General features: G+C 46.9%; 3 protein-coding genes (1 of these 3 running past the window's edge). All 3 read right to left on the bottom strand.

What is annotated here, in order from left to right; genetic code table 11:
• Positions 1 to 5: 5 nt before the first annotated feature.
• Positions 6 to 18,068, bottom strand: coding sequence for a YDG domain-containing protein (locus AOC19_RS03150; RefSeq protein ID WP_215377510.1), 18,063 nt, complete (start codon positions 18,066 to 18,068; stop codon positions 6 to 8).
• A gap of 297 nt (positions 18,069 to 18,365) precedes the next feature.
• On the bottom strand, positions 18,366 to 18,956 hold the full coding sequence (locus tag AOC19_RS03145) for a hypothetical protein (protein WP_215377508.1): 591 nt from the start codon (positions 18,954 to 18,956) through the stop codon (positions 18,366 to 18,368).
• An 11-nt stretch (positions 18,957 to 18,967) separates the two neighbouring features.
• A protein-coding gene (locus tag AOC19_RS09350; protein ID WP_435367687.1) for an autotransporter-associated beta strand repeat-containing protein crosses the window boundary here: on the bottom strand, positions 18,968 to 21,488 show its end. It continues 20,510 nt past the right edge of the window; 2,521 of the gene's 23,031 nt are visible here — the last part of the coding sequence; the start codon falls outside the window, past its right edge; its stop codon occupies positions 18,968 to 18,970.

Here is a 21,488-nt window from a genome sequence, read left to right as displayed (position 1 = left end):
CGCCGTTACTCCTCCCCGCAATAGGAATCACCCTTCTCATCAACGCTGCAGATCACCGCAGCTCCTGAAGAATTCAAAGTCGCTTTTGAGCCCTTAGTTTTTGTAGAGGCAATCACTGATCTCACAACCTGAGCAATCTCCTCAGGCGAGGAAACAGTCACTCCAGCTGCCAGAATTTTTGCATCCACGGTCATCTGCACTTGATCAGCGTGGAAATCGAGGACTTCTCGCAACATACCGCCATTCATTACCGGAATAAGTGGGGTACGGACTATCGCAACGGGCGGCACAACGACCGGAGGAATGTAGCCTAAAGCCTCATTCTGAACAAACTGATTGCCCCAGTTATTTACGCCGGTTAAGTTCGCGTCCAATGCAAAGTTGCTTACGCCATTGACCGTCAATACATCGGAGCTATTTGGGTTTTGCAAATTCAGCTGACCACAATTTCCTGAGCAGCTGCTATTGGCAACAGTTTGTTCCGGCAAATTGAAATTAACGCTAGCTGCAGGATCCCATACGGAGAAAGTCATGCTTCCCGGCTGCGTACTAGCCCGAGCACTCATCAAGTTGGCTCGATATGTCTGACTTGAGTAGGTCCTAATGCTGTCAACCGCATTAATAGTTCCAATGAAGGCGCTACTAGCATTTGGTTCACTTTGACTAACAACTACTTGAGAATTCAAGCTGTATAGCGGCGCGCTAACACCTACAGCGCCGTTAAAACTGATGCTAGCTCCTGCATTTATGGCTGAAACACCACTTGAACTTGGAATTACTTCTGGAGCAATTGCTGCAACCAATAGAGTATGGGTATTAGCGGTAATGTCATTAACCGAACCATTAAATGTCACACTCGGATCTTCAGAAATTAAGGTTCGAATGTAAATTGGATTGAGATTCAGGTAATCAATCGCACTAACATTGCCACCGGACTGATATTGGAAGTATGGGATATAAGTTGAGGAGTATAGGAAGCCAACGCTTGGTGTTTGACCCAAATAGCTGGCATCGCCAATGAAAATAGCACCGTTGTAGGTTTGAGTGGCCGCAGTCAAGATATCTGCAAGAAGATTAATCCTGGACCCAGTAATCGTGAGGTCATTTATTCGAGCAACACTACCAATGCTATTAGCAATAGTCACGACACCGGTACCAGCATTAATCACTAAGGACTTGGACTTATCACTCACCGCATCTAATGCGCCAGTGAACATAATCGCTGCATTGCCACTAGTGAGCGTTGTAGTTGACCCTGAAGCTGGAGCAATCAAGATCGATCCGCTATAGGTTTGTGAACCGCTAGTAGTGATATTGCTAGCTAACTTAGTAGTGCCGCCACTAATGCTGAGTTCTGGGGGCGTTACTCCACTACTTATAGAGAATGTAGCTGGGCTAACGCTAGTGCCGTTAGAAGTGATTGCGCCTCCAGCAATTGCATTATCGCTACCAGCAATCAAATTTGAACCGGCAGATAGGATTGTGCCGCCTGTGTAAGAATTATCACCCGACATCGTGATCACACCAGAATTTGCAATGGTGACTGTACCTGAGCCGGAAATCGGCATCGAGATCGTTGTGGCAGACGGCAAGCTCATGGTGATATTACCGCTCGTAACGACGTTTGAGGTCACGGGACCCTCTACCCCTGCATCGTAAATAACTGTTGAGCCCACTGGAATAATCACAGTAGCCACATTGGATAGGTCTGGAATGGCGCCCACGGTGGAGGTGCCAGTGGTTGTCCAGTTCGTAGGATTAGACCAGTTGCCACCCGCACTAGAGCCTGTATAGGTCACCGATGGCAATTGAGTAATCACGCCGTTGCTTCCGGTGTAGGAGGCGCCAGCACTCATTTGATAGTTCGCAGCATCAGAACCTGTAAGCGCTACACCAATCGTATAAGCCACACTGGTTCCCACGTTTTTAGCAGCAAAGGTACCAGTAGCCGAAGCAGTCACTGAATCACCTGGCAAGAATCCTGCAGCGGTAGTGAGCTGCAAATTAGTCATATTGACTGAGCCACTGTACTGCTGAGTAATACCTGCGACACCCAGATCTGCGTAGGTCAAGACTAATGGCGTCACTGTTAAGCCACCAACAGCTGTAAGCGCGTTGAAGTTCGGAGAGCCGCCCGAAGTGCTAATACTGGTTCCACTAGCACCCAAGCCATATCCACCAACCGACAATTGCGTGTTAGATGAATTCATGACCGGATTGACTGGGCTTAGACTGAATACTCCAGTGGTGTTACCAGCTATAACAGTGACTGTAGAGCCCGATACAGAAACGTCAGCACCAGTAACACTGACGATATTTGGCGAGCTATTGCCGGTAGCACAATCAGTACAGTAAGAAACTGTCATACCGCCAGCACTGTATGTAGGCGCAGTTCCATACACGGTAGTGTTATTACCCACTAATACTAAGAGTTGATTTGCTCCAGCAATTGTGAAATTACCATTGCCATAGCTCACGGTGTAGTTGTCCAATGTTCTATCTACGCTAGGAACCAGGACGCCGCTATAGACGCCTGCATCATTCACAGAGGAGTTACTTCTACTGACGCTTACTACGGCTGAGCCTAGTGCACCACTAACGGCTGTATCTGAGTTCTTAAAGCCGGTATACATCACGCCACCATAGCCAGACGGATCGCTCGTGCCCACGAATTTGCCACTATCCAGTGCGGTCAGTAACAAGCTTGCCTTTGCAATGCTGAGGTCACCCGCTATATAACTAATGTTGTAGTTAGACATGCCAACACCGGTAGCAGCAGAGATATCCAAAGAGCCTGCATAGCTTCCAGCATTGGTAGTGCCAGGAACGGTTTGATTACCGCTATATAGAACTGTGCTCGAGCTAATGTAGTCGCCATTACGCAGACCCACAACAGAGTAAGCAGCGCTTCCCGATTGCGGGAGGACTAATAAGGAACCATAAGTGCTAGATTGATTCTCAGCCATCACATAAAGAGATGCCGGATTCACCGTCAAACTGGCGCGAGTGAATGTAATTTCATAATTGCTACCCGCAGTCACAGTGCCTTGAGTAATAAAGTAGGAACCCACGTTAGAGGCTGAGCCAGCAACACCGCTGTATGGGGTGGCTGTAGTTGCCAAGGTGCCACTCATTTGATCGCCATTGACCAAACCAGAAACGCTTTGATAAGAAAGTGTTGGCAAGTTGGCATCTGCATAGGTCATCGAGGCGTTATCCGCAATGACATTAATACCCTTCTTAGCAATAGTGAGAGTACCTGGTGAATAGGTAATTTGGTAATTACTTAAACCACTTCCAACAGCTGCACTAGCTAGAATGCCGTTCACACTTCCAGAATAGGTTCCGGCATTTTGCGTGCCAGGTACGGTGGTATTACCTATCTGAGTGAGCGTCACTGAGGAAATGGAGTCGCCACTTAATAAGCCACTAGCTGTGAAGTTAGCCGTACCCAATGCCAATGGGGTGCCATAAGCAGTATTTTGATTGCTAGCGGTGACAGTGACTGGTGCCGCAGTAATGTTGGCAGTCAGTGCGCTAGTGACCCCAGTAATTTCATAGTTCGCGTTACTGAGACTTAAACCACTCAAGACTGGAGTAACTGCAATACCAGTACCCACGTTTGCTGAAGCAAAGCTACCAGCGCTGACGCTACCACTCACGGTGACGGTATCTGCACCAAGAACCCCTGCCGCAGTCGGTGTACCGGAGATAGTGGCAGACAAGCCTGTGTCGTATTGCTTATTGCTAGCAGTGAGGCCGCTAATAGTGACTGGTGCAGCAGTAATGTTGGCGGTGAGTGCACTTGCTACTCCCGTAATTTGGTAGTTGGCGCTACTTAAGCTCAGTCCAGATAACACTGGGGTCACCACAATTCCGGTGCCAACATTTGCTGAAGCAAAGCTACCAGTGCTTACGCTACCGCTCACTGTGACCGTATCGCCGCCGAGCGCACCTACTGCCGTTGGGGTGCCACTCACTGTTGCGCTGAGGCCAGTGTCATATTGCTTATTGCTGACTGAGAGGCCGCTAATGGTAATTGGCGCAGGCGTAATAGTGCTCGTGGTATTGGCGACATAGGTAATGCTGTAATTCGATGCAGCATTAGAGCTGCCATTTAAGATTCCTACTCCGCTCACATTCAAGACTTTATTGCCATTGCCCACTGCGCTTGTTGCATAAGTAAATGTGCCACCAGAAAGTGCATCTGTGAAGCCGGTATCACTATTGGTATAAAGGGTACCGCTGACTAAGGTAGCTGCAGGTGCCGTTGTGGCACTCAAGACATCAGTAGCAGTGTCATACACCTTCACGGCATTGCTTGCGGACACGCTAATTGAAGCTGGCGTAATCGTTACCACCCCAGTTGGACTCACTAAGGTGTAGTTAGCAGCTGATCCAGTACCGTCAGCTAAGCTAGCGCCATTCAACGTTGAGAGAGCTGCGCTACCCACATTCGGGTTAGTCAATGTTGCAGTACCTGTTGCTAAAAGCAGTGTCTGCCCTGCTACACCACTAACGGTGATGTCGCTATTGGCAGCAGTCATGGTACCGTCGTAGGTCTTATTAATAGCTACTGTGACTGGTGCAGCGCTGATGTTTGCTGATAAGGGGCTAGTCACTCCGGTAATGGCATAGTTTGCATTGCTAAGCGATAGTCCTGTCAGTACTGGAGTAACTACAATTGATGTAGCCGCATCTGGTGTAGCAAAACTACCTGCTGTAACACTTCCAGAAACAGTCACGGTGTCAGAGCCCAAGATACCGAGTGCTGTTGGAGTACCAGAAACGGTTGCAGATAAACCAGCGTCATACACTTTATTACTTGCAGCCAATCCACTAATCGTAATTGGTGCTGCTGTAATCACGCCATTTGTCCCTGCGATATTGCCTGTTGAATAGCGATAGTTGGCAGCATCTGCCCCGCCCAGAGTGACACTGCTAATAGTGTAATTCGTGGTTCCGACGTTTTTACTGGAGTATGCTCCGGCACCAGATACGCTCACGACGTCACCAGCTAGTGCATTGGATGCAGCCAAGCTAACGCCTGTGGTCAATGTCGTAGTGGCGTCATACACTTTATTCGGTGCTGAGTTATTAGTGGCGGTGATGCTGACTGGAGTAACTGTGAGCGCCCCAGGAATATAAATTACCGGATTAGTTGCCCCAGAAATCGTGGCGTTAGTTTGTCCGCTTGGGGTGAAGGTATACGTACCTGCATTAAGGAAATTACCAGTACTGAATCCTAAAGTAGCGTCTGAGACTACCTTAATGTTGTAAGTATTCAATGCTGAATCTGTTGCCACCCAAGTTGGTGTAGTTGAGGACGATGTCGTAATTTGCGAAACCGTTGCACTTGGAAGGGTTAACGCAAGAGTGACAATGCTTCCTGAAGTGCAATTACTGCTGACGGTGCAATATTGGGCAACGAGATTGACGGCTGAGTTCGCAGCTGAGCTTGAACTCAATGTTCCGTATGAATTGCTTGCATTAGCAGCTGACACCACCAATTGATATTGCTGAGCTTCAGTATAAGTACCAGTGACTACAGTTGGGGTGCCATAGTTACCTACTAGGCTAGTACTCATGACGGCAGCAGGAGTTAGCGTATAAATTCCTGTGATACCTGAGGCAGTTTGAGTAATACTCACAGTAATACTATCGCTACCCTGTGCTCCAGTAACACTACCGGTAAAGCTCGATGGTGATTGACCAGCAAATGCCGAATATGAATTAGCGCTTAAGGTTAATGGTGCAGTAGTAATCACGCCACTACCAGTAGCCGTTGTTGGCAATACGTAATTGCTGAGCGTGGTACCTACATCTGCCGTGAAATGAGCCGGCACCAATGTAGCGCTGACAGTTGTAGCTGGTGAATAAGCGGTATTGCTAGTGGCGTTAGCAGTGTTGTAGCTACCGACAGTTTGGGTAACTGTTGCGCCCTCACCGGCTATGAATCCAGACATTGAATAGTTGCCTGAAGTTAATGTAGCGCTATCAGTGGCGTCATATTGCTTAGTAGGTGCGCCAGTAATTGAGGCGGACAAGGTCAGCGGATGAATCGCCACACTGCTAGTAGATGCAGGTAATTGGTAGTTAGCAGCTAAACCACCATTGCTGCCATTACCCAAAGTTAAGCCTGTAGTCGAGAGTGAAGAAACCCCGGTTACATTTGCGCTATTCGCAGTTGCAGTACCACTCAAAGTAAGGGTTTGTGATCCGATACCAGTGGCGACTGTAATTTGATTAGAGGCAAAGCTTCTTGTGCCGTCGTAATCTTTAGCTGCAGATATCGATACGGTTGCTGGATTGATCAAATAAACATGGCTAGACGGATTAGCAAATGCAATTTGATAATTACCATTTGTTGTGGTGCCCGCTAATGTGCCTACAGTCAGCGCATAAGTAGCGGCATTCTTAACCACAGTTGTGGTGCTGCCATTAAATGCCATCGAGCCAGAAAGCGTCACTGGAACATCAGCAGCAAGGTCGGTATTTTTATAACCTGTAATCGTGTAATTCGCTGTTGTCTGTGAATACGTACTATTAGCGAGGGTTGTGCCATCGTAAGTCGCTATCGAGCCATTTGGAGTTACGGTAATCGTAGCCTTGCCCACCACCAAGTTACCCGCTACATAAGAAATCGTGTAGTTAGATAATCCTGTACCAGATGCAGCGCTTGGAACAATGCCCCCTGAATACGTTGCTGCGGCAACAGTTGGGGCAACGGTAGCGTTATTGCTATACAGCAGAGTCACACTGGAAACAGCATCGCTATTGACTAGGCCGCTAGCGGTAAAGGCGCTGGTTCCCAAACCATAAGCGCTACCGTAGGTGCTATTTTGCGCATCCGCAGTAATCGTTAGAGCCTTAGTTGCGACTGTTAAATTACCGGCTACATAACTAATGGCGTAATTGGAAAGGCCGGTACCTGTCGCCGCGCTAGCAATAATGCCGCCGGTATAAGTGCCGGCATTAGTAGTTCCAGCAACCGTGCTTGAGCCGCTGTTTTTGAGCGTGGCTGAGCTCACGGCATCGCTGTTAACTAAACCACTCGTTGTAAATGAACTGGTGCCCAAGGAATAAGAGGAGCCATAGTTGGCACTTTGATTGGATGCAGTCACCGTTAATGGACGCTGAGTCACCGCCATCGCACCGTTGGCATAGGTAATGGTGTAGTTGCCGATACCACTACCAGTGGCAGCACTTGGGGCAATAGAGATTCCGGTTCCTACCGCGGTTGCTGCTAAGCCACCGGTACTAGTCAGTGTTACCCCAGTCAAGGTATCCGTTCCCAGCAAAGTTCCAGAGCTTAATGAATAACCTACTCCGCCAGTGGCTGAAGCGGCGCCAGCGCTATAAGCAATGCCTGCAGCTGAAGTGGTATTGCCATACACCTTGGTATCGTCTGCAGCGGTAATCGTTAATGTCGCTTTATTGACAGTAGAGGCTACGCCTACATAAGTAATGCTGTAGTTTGATAAACCAACACCAACCGCAGAACTAGGAACCGCATTAAATGATCCGTTCTGAGCCACCCCAGAAACTACAGAACCAGAGCCCACTACAGAACCTGACTTCATAGTTTGCGTCACCGAGCTCACTGCATCCGTTACCGCAACACCACCTATTGAAGTCACTAAGCCACTCACGCTATACCCCGCTGTACCCACCAGTGATGCGTAAGTAGTGACAGCATCGTAGTTGCTTGTACTAGCTAAATTCGTAATCGTGAGCGCTTTAGCGGTGATGGTATATGTGCGGCTCGTTCCAGAGAGTGTGACGCTCTGCCCTGTTCCAGAAAGAATGTTGGCCGATACGATGGTTGTTCCAGCTTGCACTGCATTGGCATTGATACCAGCAGAACCAATCGTGCTGTTCCATACCAAGCCATCTTTAATACCTGCAGTTGAGACACCAAATGGTGTCGCGCTAAGTGTTACCGTAGCATTAGTGCGGAGCCAGCTTAGCGCAGTGGAATCGGTATAAGCAGTGCCATAGGCTGCTGAATAATTACCTCCAAGAGAAACCGTAATCGTATAAGTGGTAGTACCAGCCCGGTAATCAATGTAGTTACCACTGGTATAGGTCGTTGGCGTAGTGAAATTACCACCTTGAACGTTGTAGCGAATATTGGCAGTAGAGGCATTTGATGCAGTAATACCAATTTTGCCCTCAACGTCATAAGAATTTGCTGAACGCGGGGAAGCCATCGACAAGGCCACTACCCCGCCGGTATTGGTGACAGTACCCAAGGCAGTAATTGTTCCGCCTGTTGTAGTGCCAGCAGCAACACCATTACCACCCGTGATCCGAATACCGTCTGCACCGGAGTTGGTGACAGCACCTATGCTGGCATTACCAACCGCATTGATGATGATGCCACCCGTTGTTCCAGTGTTACGGACTAAAGCGGCAGTAGTAACACTTCCTGCATTACCGACACCATAGAGTGCAACACCAGTCACCCCAGTGATGGTTCCGGTGCTGGTTGTTGTAATTCCATAACCCGTTGATGATGTACCCGTAATGGTGACTGCGCCAGCAGTTGACTCGATAGCTGCAGCAATGTAGTTAGCGTAAGAACCCGTAGATGAGCCAGCAAAGGTAATATCTCCCGCCGCTTTATACCCGGTATAAGTTATACCGCCATAAGCATAGCTAGCACTAGACGAGATATGCACACCAGTATCAGCCAATGTGTTCATAGAGGCAGTCCCTGGTGCAGCTGTTGCAATACCACCGGCATTGCTAGCACCCTGAATAATAAAGTCACCGCCAGCATTAATCACATTCGCCATTAAATGGATTGCCGGATGAGAGGCGCCATTACCTGTTGAGCCGCCTCTTGCGGATAACGTAATGTCACCAGTGGTAGTTCTCATTAATATGTACTGCATATAAATTGATGAACTATAAGTCGTACTATAGCCAATCAAGTCAATATTGCCCGAGGCAATATAGTTCTTTTGAGAGCTTTGTAAGGCGTAATAAGACCATGTACTACTCAGCGCATATGCACTTGCCGAAATATTTCCTGCTGTAGCGATCAAACTACCCATTTGATAAATACCATGGGCACCAATACCGACTAGCGTGAGATCTCCAGATCCCGCAGTTAAGGTATATGCGGATGAATTCTGAATACCCCAACTACTTGGCGCTGCGCCTTTAATAGTGAGTGCGCCACCTGCAGTTAAGGCACCGCTAACCAACACACCGGAAGAGCCCGTTGTATTACTGGTGGTGACATTGGCACCAGTGAGATAACCACTAGATTTAGCCCCACTAGCAGAGCCATAAGTATTGTCAATATTGATATAGCCAGGGACCGAGACATCATTCACAGTGATTGCAGATCCAGCAGATTTAATCAGGTAATTAATTGAATAAGTAGATCCGGATGTCGTTGTTACAACACCCGTAGTGATATTTGAAAGTCGATTCCCGCCTGTGGTGTCATACGTAATTGTTGAAATGGCATTCGTATTGGCTGCCATAGTAATAGCGCCAGACTGACTGATAATATTATTTGCTATGAAGGTGATATCTGAGCCGTTTGCAGCAGAAATTGCCCCCGTTTGAGTGATGCCCGCATCATTTCCCGCTGAAGTACCCGTTGATGTAATGGTGATATCACCACCAGTTGAGCCCGAATTAATCGTTAATGGGCCCAAGTAAGCAACGTATGTTGCAGCAACAGTGGCTCTTGCGGTGATCGTAATGAAATTAGCAGTAATAAGTGATGAAGCGGTGTAAATACCGTAACTGTTATAGGTAGTACCAGTTAGCTCCACTCCGCCAGCGCTCGAATTAATTGCTGCGGTGTATTGCACCCCGTGTGAGGCATAAGAAATACCTTTAATGCTAATGAGCTTCGTGCTGTGAATTGCATTGTTAACCGTAACACCAACACTTGAAGTTGCGAAGGTTGAAATATTGCTAGTGGTGATATATCCAGAAGCTGGAGAAACGCCGCCATAAGTGTTATCTAAAGTGATGGTTCCAGGCAAACGCGCAGAACTTGTTCCAATGAGGCCTGGATTAATGGCGCCACCATCAGCAATCATTACAAAATTGATATCACTGCTTGATCCTGCAGTAATTGTTATAGTGCCCGACAGAATGGTAGAAGATTTATTTCCACTAGTGGTGTCATATGTCAACGTAGAAATATTTCCACTGGTATTTGCTGCAAGGCTAATGGCGCCATTTTGGCTCAGGGCATTATTGGTCGTAAAAGTCAGATCAGATCCATTGGCCCCAGTAATCGCACCCGACTGATACAGGCCATTACCCCCACCAGCGGCAGATCCAGTAGCAGTAATTGCTATATCACCACCAGTAGATCCCGAGTTAATGCTCAGTGCGCCAGCATAAACAACCCATCCTGCTACTGATGTAGTAGCGGCACCGTTAAGTGTAATGAAGTCACCGGTAATCAGCGAAGCATTGCTGGTGTAGATACCGTAGTTGTTATAAGTTGCTCCGGTGATTTCAACACCGCCAGCATTAGAGTTAATGACGGCACTGTATGCAACGCCTTGAGACGAATATGAAAATCCTTTTACGCTAATGAGCTTTGTGCTGTAAATAGCATTATTAATCGTCACACCCGAGCTACCTGTAGCGTATGTGGAAAGATTGCTTGTTGTGATATAGCCTGTCGCTGGCGTAGCACCGCCATATGAATTATCGATAGCGACTGTTCCAGGCAAACGAACAGAGCTAGTACCAATAGTGTTTGGATTAATTGCACTACCAGCTGACTTCAGTAGTAAATTGATATCACTGCTTGAGCCGGCAATAATTGTTAGTGCTCCAGAGGTAATATTTGACGCCTTAGTACCAGCAGTGGTGTCATAGGTAATGGTTGCAGCATTGGCAGTAGTATTTGCCGCCAATGTAATGGCGCCGGTTTGATTAATCAGATTATTGGATGTAAAGGTAATGTTGCTTCCCGCCACATTGTTGGTGATGGCGCCAGTTTGACTAATTCCGGTATTACCGCCGCCAGCCGTATTGTTGGCAGTTACGGAAATGTTTCCAGATGGAGAATTTAAAGAGTAACCAGATCCACCGAGGAACAAGTTAGCAGCACCATAGCCAATGGCAGAGGATGTAGCTGCAACGGACTGGTTTACCCTGCTACTCCAGATGGTTGCTAAGTTGGTAGTTCCCCCAAATACGTTAGCGTCCCCACCTGAGGCTAATTGCGTTGCTTTGTATCCTGCTAGAGACTCTCTTGCATATATTTTTCCATCACTTAATGTAAGCACGACCTGCACCATCTTGGTATAGGTTCCATCCCAGAAACCAATAAGGTAGGTAGCTGTTGTTGAAGTGGAACTCTGCAAAATAGCAGCGGTAGCTGAGCGCGCTGTACCGATCGATCCACCAGTTAAATATGCGGCCGCAATTGTTGGGAGAGTTGATCCACTCAAATTACCCATCAAACTGCCTGAAGCTCCAGTAGCCGTAGATATCATGCTTGGGTTAGTGGCATCGCCTGCGTAGTAGCCATAACCTAAAGTCAAAGCGTTTACTGTTGCAATGGTGCCTGCACTTGTGCCAGTTCCAATAATGGTGATACCGGTATGAGAGGTGATTTCAGCGCCTAAGTTGACTGATTGGCCAGTGGTAGATGTTCCATTGATACTTACTGCACCTGAGGCAGCAGTGATGACTCCTGCACTATTAGTGTAGATACCGTAATTAGTAGCAATACCAGTCCAAGTAATATCGCCACCAGTTGAGGTAATTGCTGCAACAGCGTAGATAGAGTAATTACCATTGGAAACGGCTTTGACAAGAATGTTATCTGTAGCTGTTAATGCGTTGTTGATGGTGACACCTGCAACACCATTTGGACCGGAAGCAATATTGGAGGCTACGATATATCCACTGGCAGGAGTGCAGCTTGCTCCGGAACAACCGTAAGTGTTATCCAAGGTAATGGCCCCAGGGACATTAATTACACCTGGATCTAAATTAGCGCCAGCGCTTTTTTGAACATAATTGATTGCGCCTGTTGATCCCGAATTAGCGGTGAGATTGCTGCCAGTAATCGTTGATGCATTTGTACCACGGGTGGTGTCATAAGTTACTGTGGCGGCATTGCCACTAGTATTAGCTGCCATGGTAATGGCACCAGTTTGATTGATCAGATTATTGGAGGTGAAAGTAATATTTCCACCGGATGCGTTAGCTGTGATTACGCCAGCTTGGGTAATGCCGGTATTACCACCGCCCGAGGTGTTATTGGCAGTGACGGCGAGGTCTGAACCTCCCGCATTAATTGTTAAAGCACTTAAGGTCACAATCGTTGATGCTGCTGTGCCATTACCAACAATCGTGATGCTATCTCCCGTTACCAGGGCGCCAAGATTTACCGCTTGCCCAGTAGTTGAGTTGCCTGTAATAGAAACATCGCCCGTTGATGCAGTAATAGTTCCTGAGCTATTGGTATAGATACCGTAGTTGGTAGCCCTTCCCGTCCACGTAATGTCGCCAGCCGAAGAGGAAATAGCTGCAACTCCATAAATCGAGTAGTTGCCATTAGAAACACCATTAATAGAAATATCACCGGTAGCTGTCAATGCATTATTAATGGTGATACCAGCAACGCCGTTGGGTGCTAGAGCGATATTTGAAGCAACGATATAAGCGCTAGCTGGCGTGCAGTTTGTACCAGAGCAGCCATAGGTATTATTTAGAGCGATGCTTCCGGGGACATTGATTACGCCAGGATCTAAATTAGCGCCGGCACTCTTTTGAACATAATTGATAGCGCTACTTGATCCAGAAATAATACTGAGGTTGCCACCAGTAATAGTAGATGCATTACTTCCACGAGTAGTGTCATAACTAACGTTAGACTCAGTTCCACTCGTATTGGCCGCCAATGTAATGGCGCCAGTTTGGTTGATCAAATTATTTGAGGTAAAGGTGATGCTGCTACCAGAGGCATTATTAATAATGTCACCAGATTGAGTGATGCCAGTATTTCCCCCGCCAGAAGTATTGTTTGCGGTAATAGTGATATTGCCGGATGGGGTATTTTGAGTGTAGTCTCCACCAGATAAAGCTATGTTTGCCGCAGCATAGCCTGCTGCCGATGAGCTGGCAGCTAAAGTCATTGTTGAAACGGTTCCAACCCCGCCTGCACCAGAGCCATTCCATAGCGATAGTAAATTAGTGGTGCCACCTAATGTATTAGCTGCGGTTCCAGTTGACAATGCGCTTGTGTTGTATTTGGCCGCTGTCTCTGTTGCATAAATATTATTGCCACTTGCAGTTAATACCAGCTGAACCATTTTGGTGTGCGTACCATTCCAAAAGCCAATGACATACGTTGCGGTTGTAGCGGTTGAGCTTTGCAAACTAGCAGCAGTAATAGAGTAGGTTCCAGGAGCTGAAGCACCACTAATTGAGCCTGAGCTTATAGTTGGCAATGTAGAACCGGTGAGCGATCCTATCAAACTTCCCGAAGTACCAGTAGCAGTAGAGATAACTGTTGGATTAGAGTTATCACCAGCGTAATAACCATAACCCAAAGTCAGCGCGCCAACGGTAGCAATAGTTGATGTGCTGGTGCCATTGGCATCAATCGTGATTCCAGTGTGTGCAGTAATAGCGCCAGCAAGCTGAACAGCTTGACCTGTTGTTGCCGTTCCAGTAATTATCACCGCACCCGCAGAAGCCAGAATTGTCCCAGCACTATTACTATGCACTGCGTAATTAATACCAGTACCGGTGATTGAAATAGCTCCAGTCGATGTTGCAATAGCTGCTTGCAATGTCACTGAATACCAGCCAGTGAGTGAAGCACCCTTTAAGGTGATGCCGGTACCAGCGGTAATCGCAGCATTAATCAGGACACCAATACTTGCGCCCGCAAACGTACCGGAATTGGAGGTAGTAATGTATCCAGAAGTTGGGGTGCCCCCTACTCCTGCAGTGCCACCATAGGTGTTATCCAGCAAGACAGATCCTGGAACGCTCAATGCACCAGTATCAATACCAGCGCCTGAGGTTTTAATAATGTAATTAATGGCACTGGTTGAGCCAGAAGCAACTGTTAGCGCGCCGGCAGCAATAGTGGAAGTCTTAGCACCAGAAGTAGTGTCATACAAAACTGTTGAAGCATTGCCACCAGTGTTGGCAGCTAATGTAATTGCTCCGCCTTGACTAATGATGTTGTTAGATATAAAGCTAATGCTTCCTCCATCAGCATTATCTGTAATTGTTCCAGTTTGAGTAATGCCTGTATTGGCACCACCAGAAGTATTCATTGCAGTGACTGAGAGATCAGATCCGCCCGCAACAATCGTCATCGCGCCTAGGGAAACAATGGTTGATGCAGTTGTTGATGTTCCAGTAATCGAAATACTTTTAGCTGACATTGCACCGACTAGTGATACCGCCGTGCTTGCATTTGATGTACTCGTGACCGTAATTGCCCCAGCATTAGCTGTAAGGGTGCCATTTGAGGTTCCACTGACACCGGGATTAAGAGTTGCACTTGTATTGGTAGAGGTTGCTGTTAAGGTAATGTTGCCAGCAGTTGAAGTTAAGGCAGAAGTTAAATAAATGAGTCCCGTATTACTGGTACTCACACCAATACTGGTGATGTCGATATTCCCAAAGGCGGTGATAGGAGAAGTTGTCGCATAACTGGCGACTACAAATCCATAACTTGCATTGGTGTAATTCTTTAGGGCGAAGGTGGCATTACCACCAATATTCAGAGTTGCCACATTAGGCTCAAATGAACCGATACCACTTGCTAGATTAGCTGAGGCTGCTAGAGAGAAGTTGCCACCGGCACCACTTGCCGATGTACCTGCTGTAGTTGTATTAATGGCTGCATTGAGATAAATGGGGCCATTTTGTACTGCTCCGATCGTAACAGTTGATCCACTAACGGTTCCGCCTGTTGCATCCATTACAACGTAGCCGCCTTTGGTAGTGATAGTTCCGGAGGCTCCGTTATAGATGCTGGCACACGCACCCGCCGTACAACCTGTTAGGGCATTTGTTGCGTAACTTGTTTTTGCAGCTACATTAATTTTTCCAGTGCTGGTGGAGTTAATAGCGCCATTGATAATAATTTGGCCATTTGAAATATAGTTGAGATTGAGATCTCCAGCACCGGTATTAGTAGTGGTTCCAGTAAGCGTAATCGCTTGAGCTGTTCCGCTACTGTTATCTAAAGTCAAGCTGGCACTACTACCAGAGGCTATTGAGAAAGAAAGATTTGCTGTTTGAGTGATGGTGCCAGAGGCGATGATCGTAACGCTGGTACCGGCGTTAATTGCATTTTGAATATCGGTAGCGCTGAAGTTTGAGGTGGTGGATTGACCTTGAGCTGTCGCTAAACTTCCTCCAGTAGATGCTGTCGAGCCAATTGTTACATTAGTTGGGTCCAATAGCCACATCCCTCCTCTACCCGCATTGATACTTGCCATCATGCTGAGAGTTTGGCCAGAGGTCTCGATGAAACCACCATTTGTATTGCTTAGGTCTTGATCTAGCTGAGCTGCATTGATGCTGGAATGCTGATCGATGGTAGTTAATAAAGCAAAAGGCAATGTGCCATTTTTCGCATCATTGCCTATTAATATTCTGCCGCCTTGATTTAAGCCTGTTGCTTCGATTGAGCTAGCTTGAACAGTGACATTGTTGTTTGCGGATAAAGAAATGCTGCCGCCACGGCCAGTAGAGCCGTTGGTTTGGATTGTGGAGTTTTGAATGATGAGATCGCCATTATTGGCAATCATGGTGATGGCGCCGCCATCTGTAGATCCGTTTGCTGCAATGCTGCCTGCTGCTGTAATTTGATCGCCTGAAAATGCAATTAAACCACCGGGGCCGTTATTGCCATTGGCCTGCACCACACTACCCGCCTGGGTAGCAATACTGGGTGATGTTAAGTAGATTGAACCACCAGTTGTCCCATTAGCAAGAACTTGCGCTGCTGTGTGAACGAAGGTTTCATTACTGGCAGTGAGGTAAATCACATTACTTTGAGATTGACTGATTGGATTTACTTGCAAGCTGTTGACATCATTAGCAGCTGTGCTTGAATAGATTTGATCTAGATTACTGCTGCTCGCGTTCAGACTAGTGAGATAAACAGGCAGTTCATCTGGACGCTTAGCCGCGCCATTGACCAATACAGTGGTCGCTGCATTATTTGGCAAGCTTGAGTTCAGGCTTAATTGGCCAGAAACATAAATGGCTTGAGCTAATAGGCTGATCGCATTACCTAGCGAGCCTGAGTTGCTGCCGTTCAGGTAATTAGAGGTCTTGATTGTTCCGGCAGCATAGATGGTCTGCGCCTGAACGGTTACTGTAGTTGCGGAGATTGTTGTACCGACATTGAGGTAAGCAATAGACGATCTGATGATGACATCTAAGTTCTGACCGCTAATGTTGGCATTGAGATTGAAGATGCCTGAGGCGGATAGGGTCAATGTTGTTAGGTTAGTGCCGCTCTTGAGGATATCCGCACCACTAGCAATCGTTAAGCTACCGCTACCATTTTGTGTGCACCCACCAATGCTTGGGCAGGCGGTGGTATTGGCATTCACCTCAACAATCACGTTGTTGTATGAGAGTGCTGCAGAGATGATGTTGGCTGCCGCAGTATCAATCGTTAAGTCAATTGGGTCTAAGAGCCACGTACCGGACTTGCCCTTGCTTGCGCTGGTATTGATTTGGGCTGTTGATCCAAGACTAACTTGGGTCTTGGAACTGGTTTCGATAAAGCCGCCGTTACCGGATACAGCTCCGCCCATCGACTTCAGAACGCCTGCTACTGCGGTTTTCAGCTCAGACCAGATAGCAATATATCCGCCGTTACCTGACTGAGTGGCCGATGTATCTATGAGAGCGCCCTGCTCTACAGTGACTGTTCTGGCCATTTGCTTGCTATTGCTTGCTGCTTGGGCGTTCGACTTAATAGCAGCTTCAGCCTGAAGGTTACTTTGAGTGCTCGGAGCCTGTGCGTTGACCTGAGTACCGCCAGTTACCTTAGTGCTTGCTAGGCCAATATTGACCTGACCGCCACCTTGGGTGCCAGTGGCTGTAGTTTTGGAGTTCTGGGCAATAGTGATCTCATTGCCAACGATATTGACTTGGCCACCCTGGGCAGTTTGGCTATTAGCCATGACTTTGCCCGCCTGGGTAACGCTATTGGCGACTAATTCAATCACGCCGCCGTTGTTCACTAAGCTATTGGCAGCAATTCGGCCGGTATTTTTAATAACGGAGGCCATAAGTTGGTTAGCGGCACCTGCCGCTATCACTACTAGACCACCATTGACTTCGACAACCCGCTTGTTTTCAATGAGGCCGTTATAAGTGGCGACATCGACCTTGAGGCTCATCAGGGAATTGCCCTTGAAATCCAAGGTAATTTGTTGGCCCGAAGCCAAGGCAACCGTACCCTCACCTTTTTTAGCAAGCAAGTAACCATCGTTACGAACTTCCGGTGCTAGCAAGGCAATGTATCCGCCATCAGCATTGGTATGAATTTTGCCTTCATTAATCACTTGGCCTGTGCCATTACCTTTGTAAGTGGACTTACCTTCCATGAAATCTTTATTGGCGATGTTCATGGTGGTTGCTACTACACCTGCTGCGTTGATGTCAGCACCCTTACCGAAAGTAACGCCGTTCGGATTGACAAAAATCACTTGGCCATTTGCTTTTACTGCACCATCAATCATTGATGGTGTTGCACTCGTTACTCGATTCAAAGTGACTGCATTTGCATTGGGCTGATTGAAGTTAACAGTGGCATTTTTACCAACATTAAAACTATCCCAATTGACGACTGCACGTTGTGAAGTTTGGTTCACATTCATCGTTGCAGAAGTTGCGTTTTGTGTTTGGGTAATGGCAGCACTTCCAGCAACTACTGTTCCACCTGTTGGTAAAACATTCGGGAGTAAAGGAACGGATGGATTTGCTAATACGGTTGTTACTGAAAACAATGCGCCCACAAAAAATGCACGCGTCAATTTGCCTGCAAATGAAGCATTTGCAAAACAAATTTTCAACGAGATTTTCGAAGAAAGGAGCGACCTTTCTAGGAGGGCTTTTTTCAACACATTTACTGGGAAATTTCCGGAAAAAGGATTTTCCCAAAGCCCTATAGCTAATGGAATTAGCCCTAGGGATAACGCCCTGAAACCCCCGTATTTAGGGAGTCTTTTTTGATCAAACTATTGGAAAGATGGGTGTATTTTAAATATCGAAAAAATATCCAATTTCAGTAATCAATTTGAGCAATATGATGAAAGCAGAAATGGAGAAGAATCACTACTTAAAAAGATGAAAACACCACCGCTTTTTCTTTAATGTAGCGGGCTATTTTTCTTGGGTTCTTCTTCTACAACAGACTGTATTTCTACATCTTTTTTTATACTCAATACAGCCTCACCCCAACCAGCCTGAATACGCAGTTGATCTAACAAAAGGCACATTGCGCGCATCAAATTATTTGGTAGATTCAGATTCAAATTACCTCCACCGGGGAGTAGAAAATCTATTGATAATGCATCGTCAAAATCAACTGCTTTTGATGAATCTTGATCTGTTACTTTTTCACCATTTTTAGTCAGAGAATAAGATACATCCATGACTAATAATGGATCAAATCCAAGCGGAAATTGCACACCGGATTCGTAATCTGTTGATCCTGCATTAGCAGTTTTTGAAGCCTCTATCAGCGCTGCTTTTTCAAATTCATTAACGGCTTTTGCCGTGTCAGGTGAATGCACTTGCTCTAGCTTTTTAGTTAGTAAATGGGTGCTAGCAACGAGGATAAATAGCGTCACTCTTCTGGTTAGCCAGAGACGGTACTCAACTTGGTCTTGAGTATTAAACCGAAAGAAAATTCGGTCTTCATTGACCAAATAGGTGGCATTTAACTGCTTAATGGTCATTGCGATATGAGTTAACGGCACTCAGGCGTATTGTCGGCTTCAGCACAGGCATTCGCCCTTAATTGCGGACTTTCTTTACGAATACTTTCATCCATGACAACACTCACACTGGATGAATCTACCTGAGCGCGTAAGCCACTAAGTTGCTGCTTAAACTGAGCAGCGTTTTCTAGACTCATGCTGCCGGATGATGCTCTAGATTTAGCTGCAGCATCAGCTGCTGCGGCTTCTTGAAGTGGAAACCCTACTGACGCCAAACTGATGCCAGTACCGGTGAAATTCGTTAAACCATCAATAATCACTCGGGTTACCCCAGAAGCTGAGCCCATATTGAGCTGACCGCCAACCGAACTTAAGTCGAAATTAATCGTGCCTGGCTGCGATGCTCTAAATGTTGCCACTGAATTACCTGGATCTAGACTTACAGTCAAGGAATCGGTGCTGTAGCTCTGTGTGGCGACTGTCTTTACGCCCATAGTGCTAATTTTGCCCGAGAGCATAAATTGATCGCCAGCCTGCAAGGTTTGGAAATTCGTTGAATAGAATGAATTAATATTGCCAACCAGGCCATCAAAGATAATCCTTGGCTCTCTTTCGGGGTGACCATTCACAAGTCCAGGGTAGATGGCAGCCACAAGCAGAGAATAGATGCCAGCCCTATCCGGATTTACGCTACCGACAAATCTTACGGTCGGATCCCTGGAGATAAGAGTACGCGTATAGAGCGTGCTCTGCATTGCAAATGAAGAGATGAGACGTGTCCGATTGGCAAATTCTGAGAGTAAGAAACCATTAGAACCATTGTTGCCAATCGTCACCGCACCAATATAGGTTTGTTCTTGACCGGTTAATACGTCCGCTAAGAGCTTAATGCTGCCGCCTACAATATAGAAGTTCTGCAACGGAGCAATTGAGCCTACGCTATCACCAATAGTGACAGTGCCGGTGCCAGCGTTGATCTTCAATGAGGCAGACTTGGCGCTGCCAGCATCAATCGTGCTGTTAAAGGTAATTGCACTATTGCTAGAACTCAAGGTGACGCCCGAAGTGGTGTAAGCAGCACCAGCATAATTTGTTAGCTCAGTCACTGACCCACCAGCCGGGCTAATGGTCACACGACCATCATAAATTTGTTCGCCCAGCGTATGAATGCTGCCAGTAATGGTGATCGGCCCAGTGACACGTAGGCTTGATAAAACGACACCACTACCAACTTGTAGATTGCCGGATGATGAAGTCAGTGATCCAGAACCAAGGGCGTTAGCGCTATTCAAGACCAAGGTAGAGCTATTCAATACGGTATTACCGCTAAAGCTGCTATTGCCTGACAAGGTCATCGTGCCACTACCCACCTTAACCAAGGATCCGGTGCCACTGAAGTTACCACCAAAGGTAAAGCTAGAATCTGCAGCACCAACTGTCAGGCTAGCATTCAGGACAACATTACCCTCACCCAAGATTTCATTCAAGGTCATGGCATGCGGGATCGTAAACACGGCACCTGCTGATACCGAAACCACATTAGTTGATGGGATCTCGCCATTCATGAAGAGCATACCCGCTGCAACAGTAGTCATTCCAGAATAGCTATTAATGCCATTCAAGATCAAAGTTCCAGTGCCTGCTTTAATCAAATTACCAGATCCTGCAATGATGCCGCCATATGTTAAGGTTGTGCTGCCATCCACATTGATCGTGCCGTTACCTACTAAGGTGATTCCGCGGGAAGCATTCAGAGTAAAGCTACTGATAGTCTTCAGTGTGCCGTTATTCAGTACAAGCGAGCTTACTGCTACGGAGCTAGGAACAGAACCTAAACCTGCATCACTACTGACCACCAAGGTGCCACCGTTAATGGTGGTGGTGCCGCTGTAGGTGTTAGTACCTGACAGAGTCTGAGTACCGGCAGTAAGAACTAGGTTACCGGTGCCAGAGATGACGCCAGTATAAATGTCATTGGCATTGCTAATAGTCAGTGTTTTACTACCTAAAGCAACATTACCAGAGCTGTTACCAGCCAGGCTGATGATCGAAGCGCCTGCTGTAGTAGCGCTAATGCTAAAGGTGGCGTTATTGATCAGACTGCTTGAAGTGGCAATCGATCCAGAGCCGGACAAGGACAGCGTACCACCATCAATCGTTGTTGTACCAGTGTAGGTGTTGGTGCCAGCTAGGGTTTGAGTACCGGTAGTCAGAACGAGGTTGCCTGCGCCAGAGATGACGCCAGCAAATCGATCACTAGCATTAGTAATGGTTAAGGTCTGAGATCCTAAGACAACTGATCCCGAGCTATTACCCGCTAAACCAACAATTGAAGCGCCAGCTGTAGTGCCGCTGATGTCAAAAATAGCATTGTTTGTAAAGCTGCTTGAAGTTGCAATGGAGCCGGAACCAGTTAGACGTACAGTACCTGCTGATACGGTGGTATCACCAGTGTAGGTGTTGATACCAGCCAGAGTTAATACTCCAGCCTGATCCTTAATGAGGTTGCCAGTACCACTCACCACACCATTGAGAGTGACGTAGTAATAA

Source organism: Polynucleobacter asymbioticus (assembly GCF_018687575.1).
In the GTDB taxonomy this organism is placed as follows: domain Bacteria; phylum Pseudomonadota; class Gammaproteobacteria; order Burkholderiales; family Burkholderiaceae; genus Polynucleobacter; species Polynucleobacter asymbioticus_C.
The sequence above is the reverse complement of the archived record's forward strand: the minus strand, read 5'-3'. Positions and strand labels throughout refer to the sequence as shown.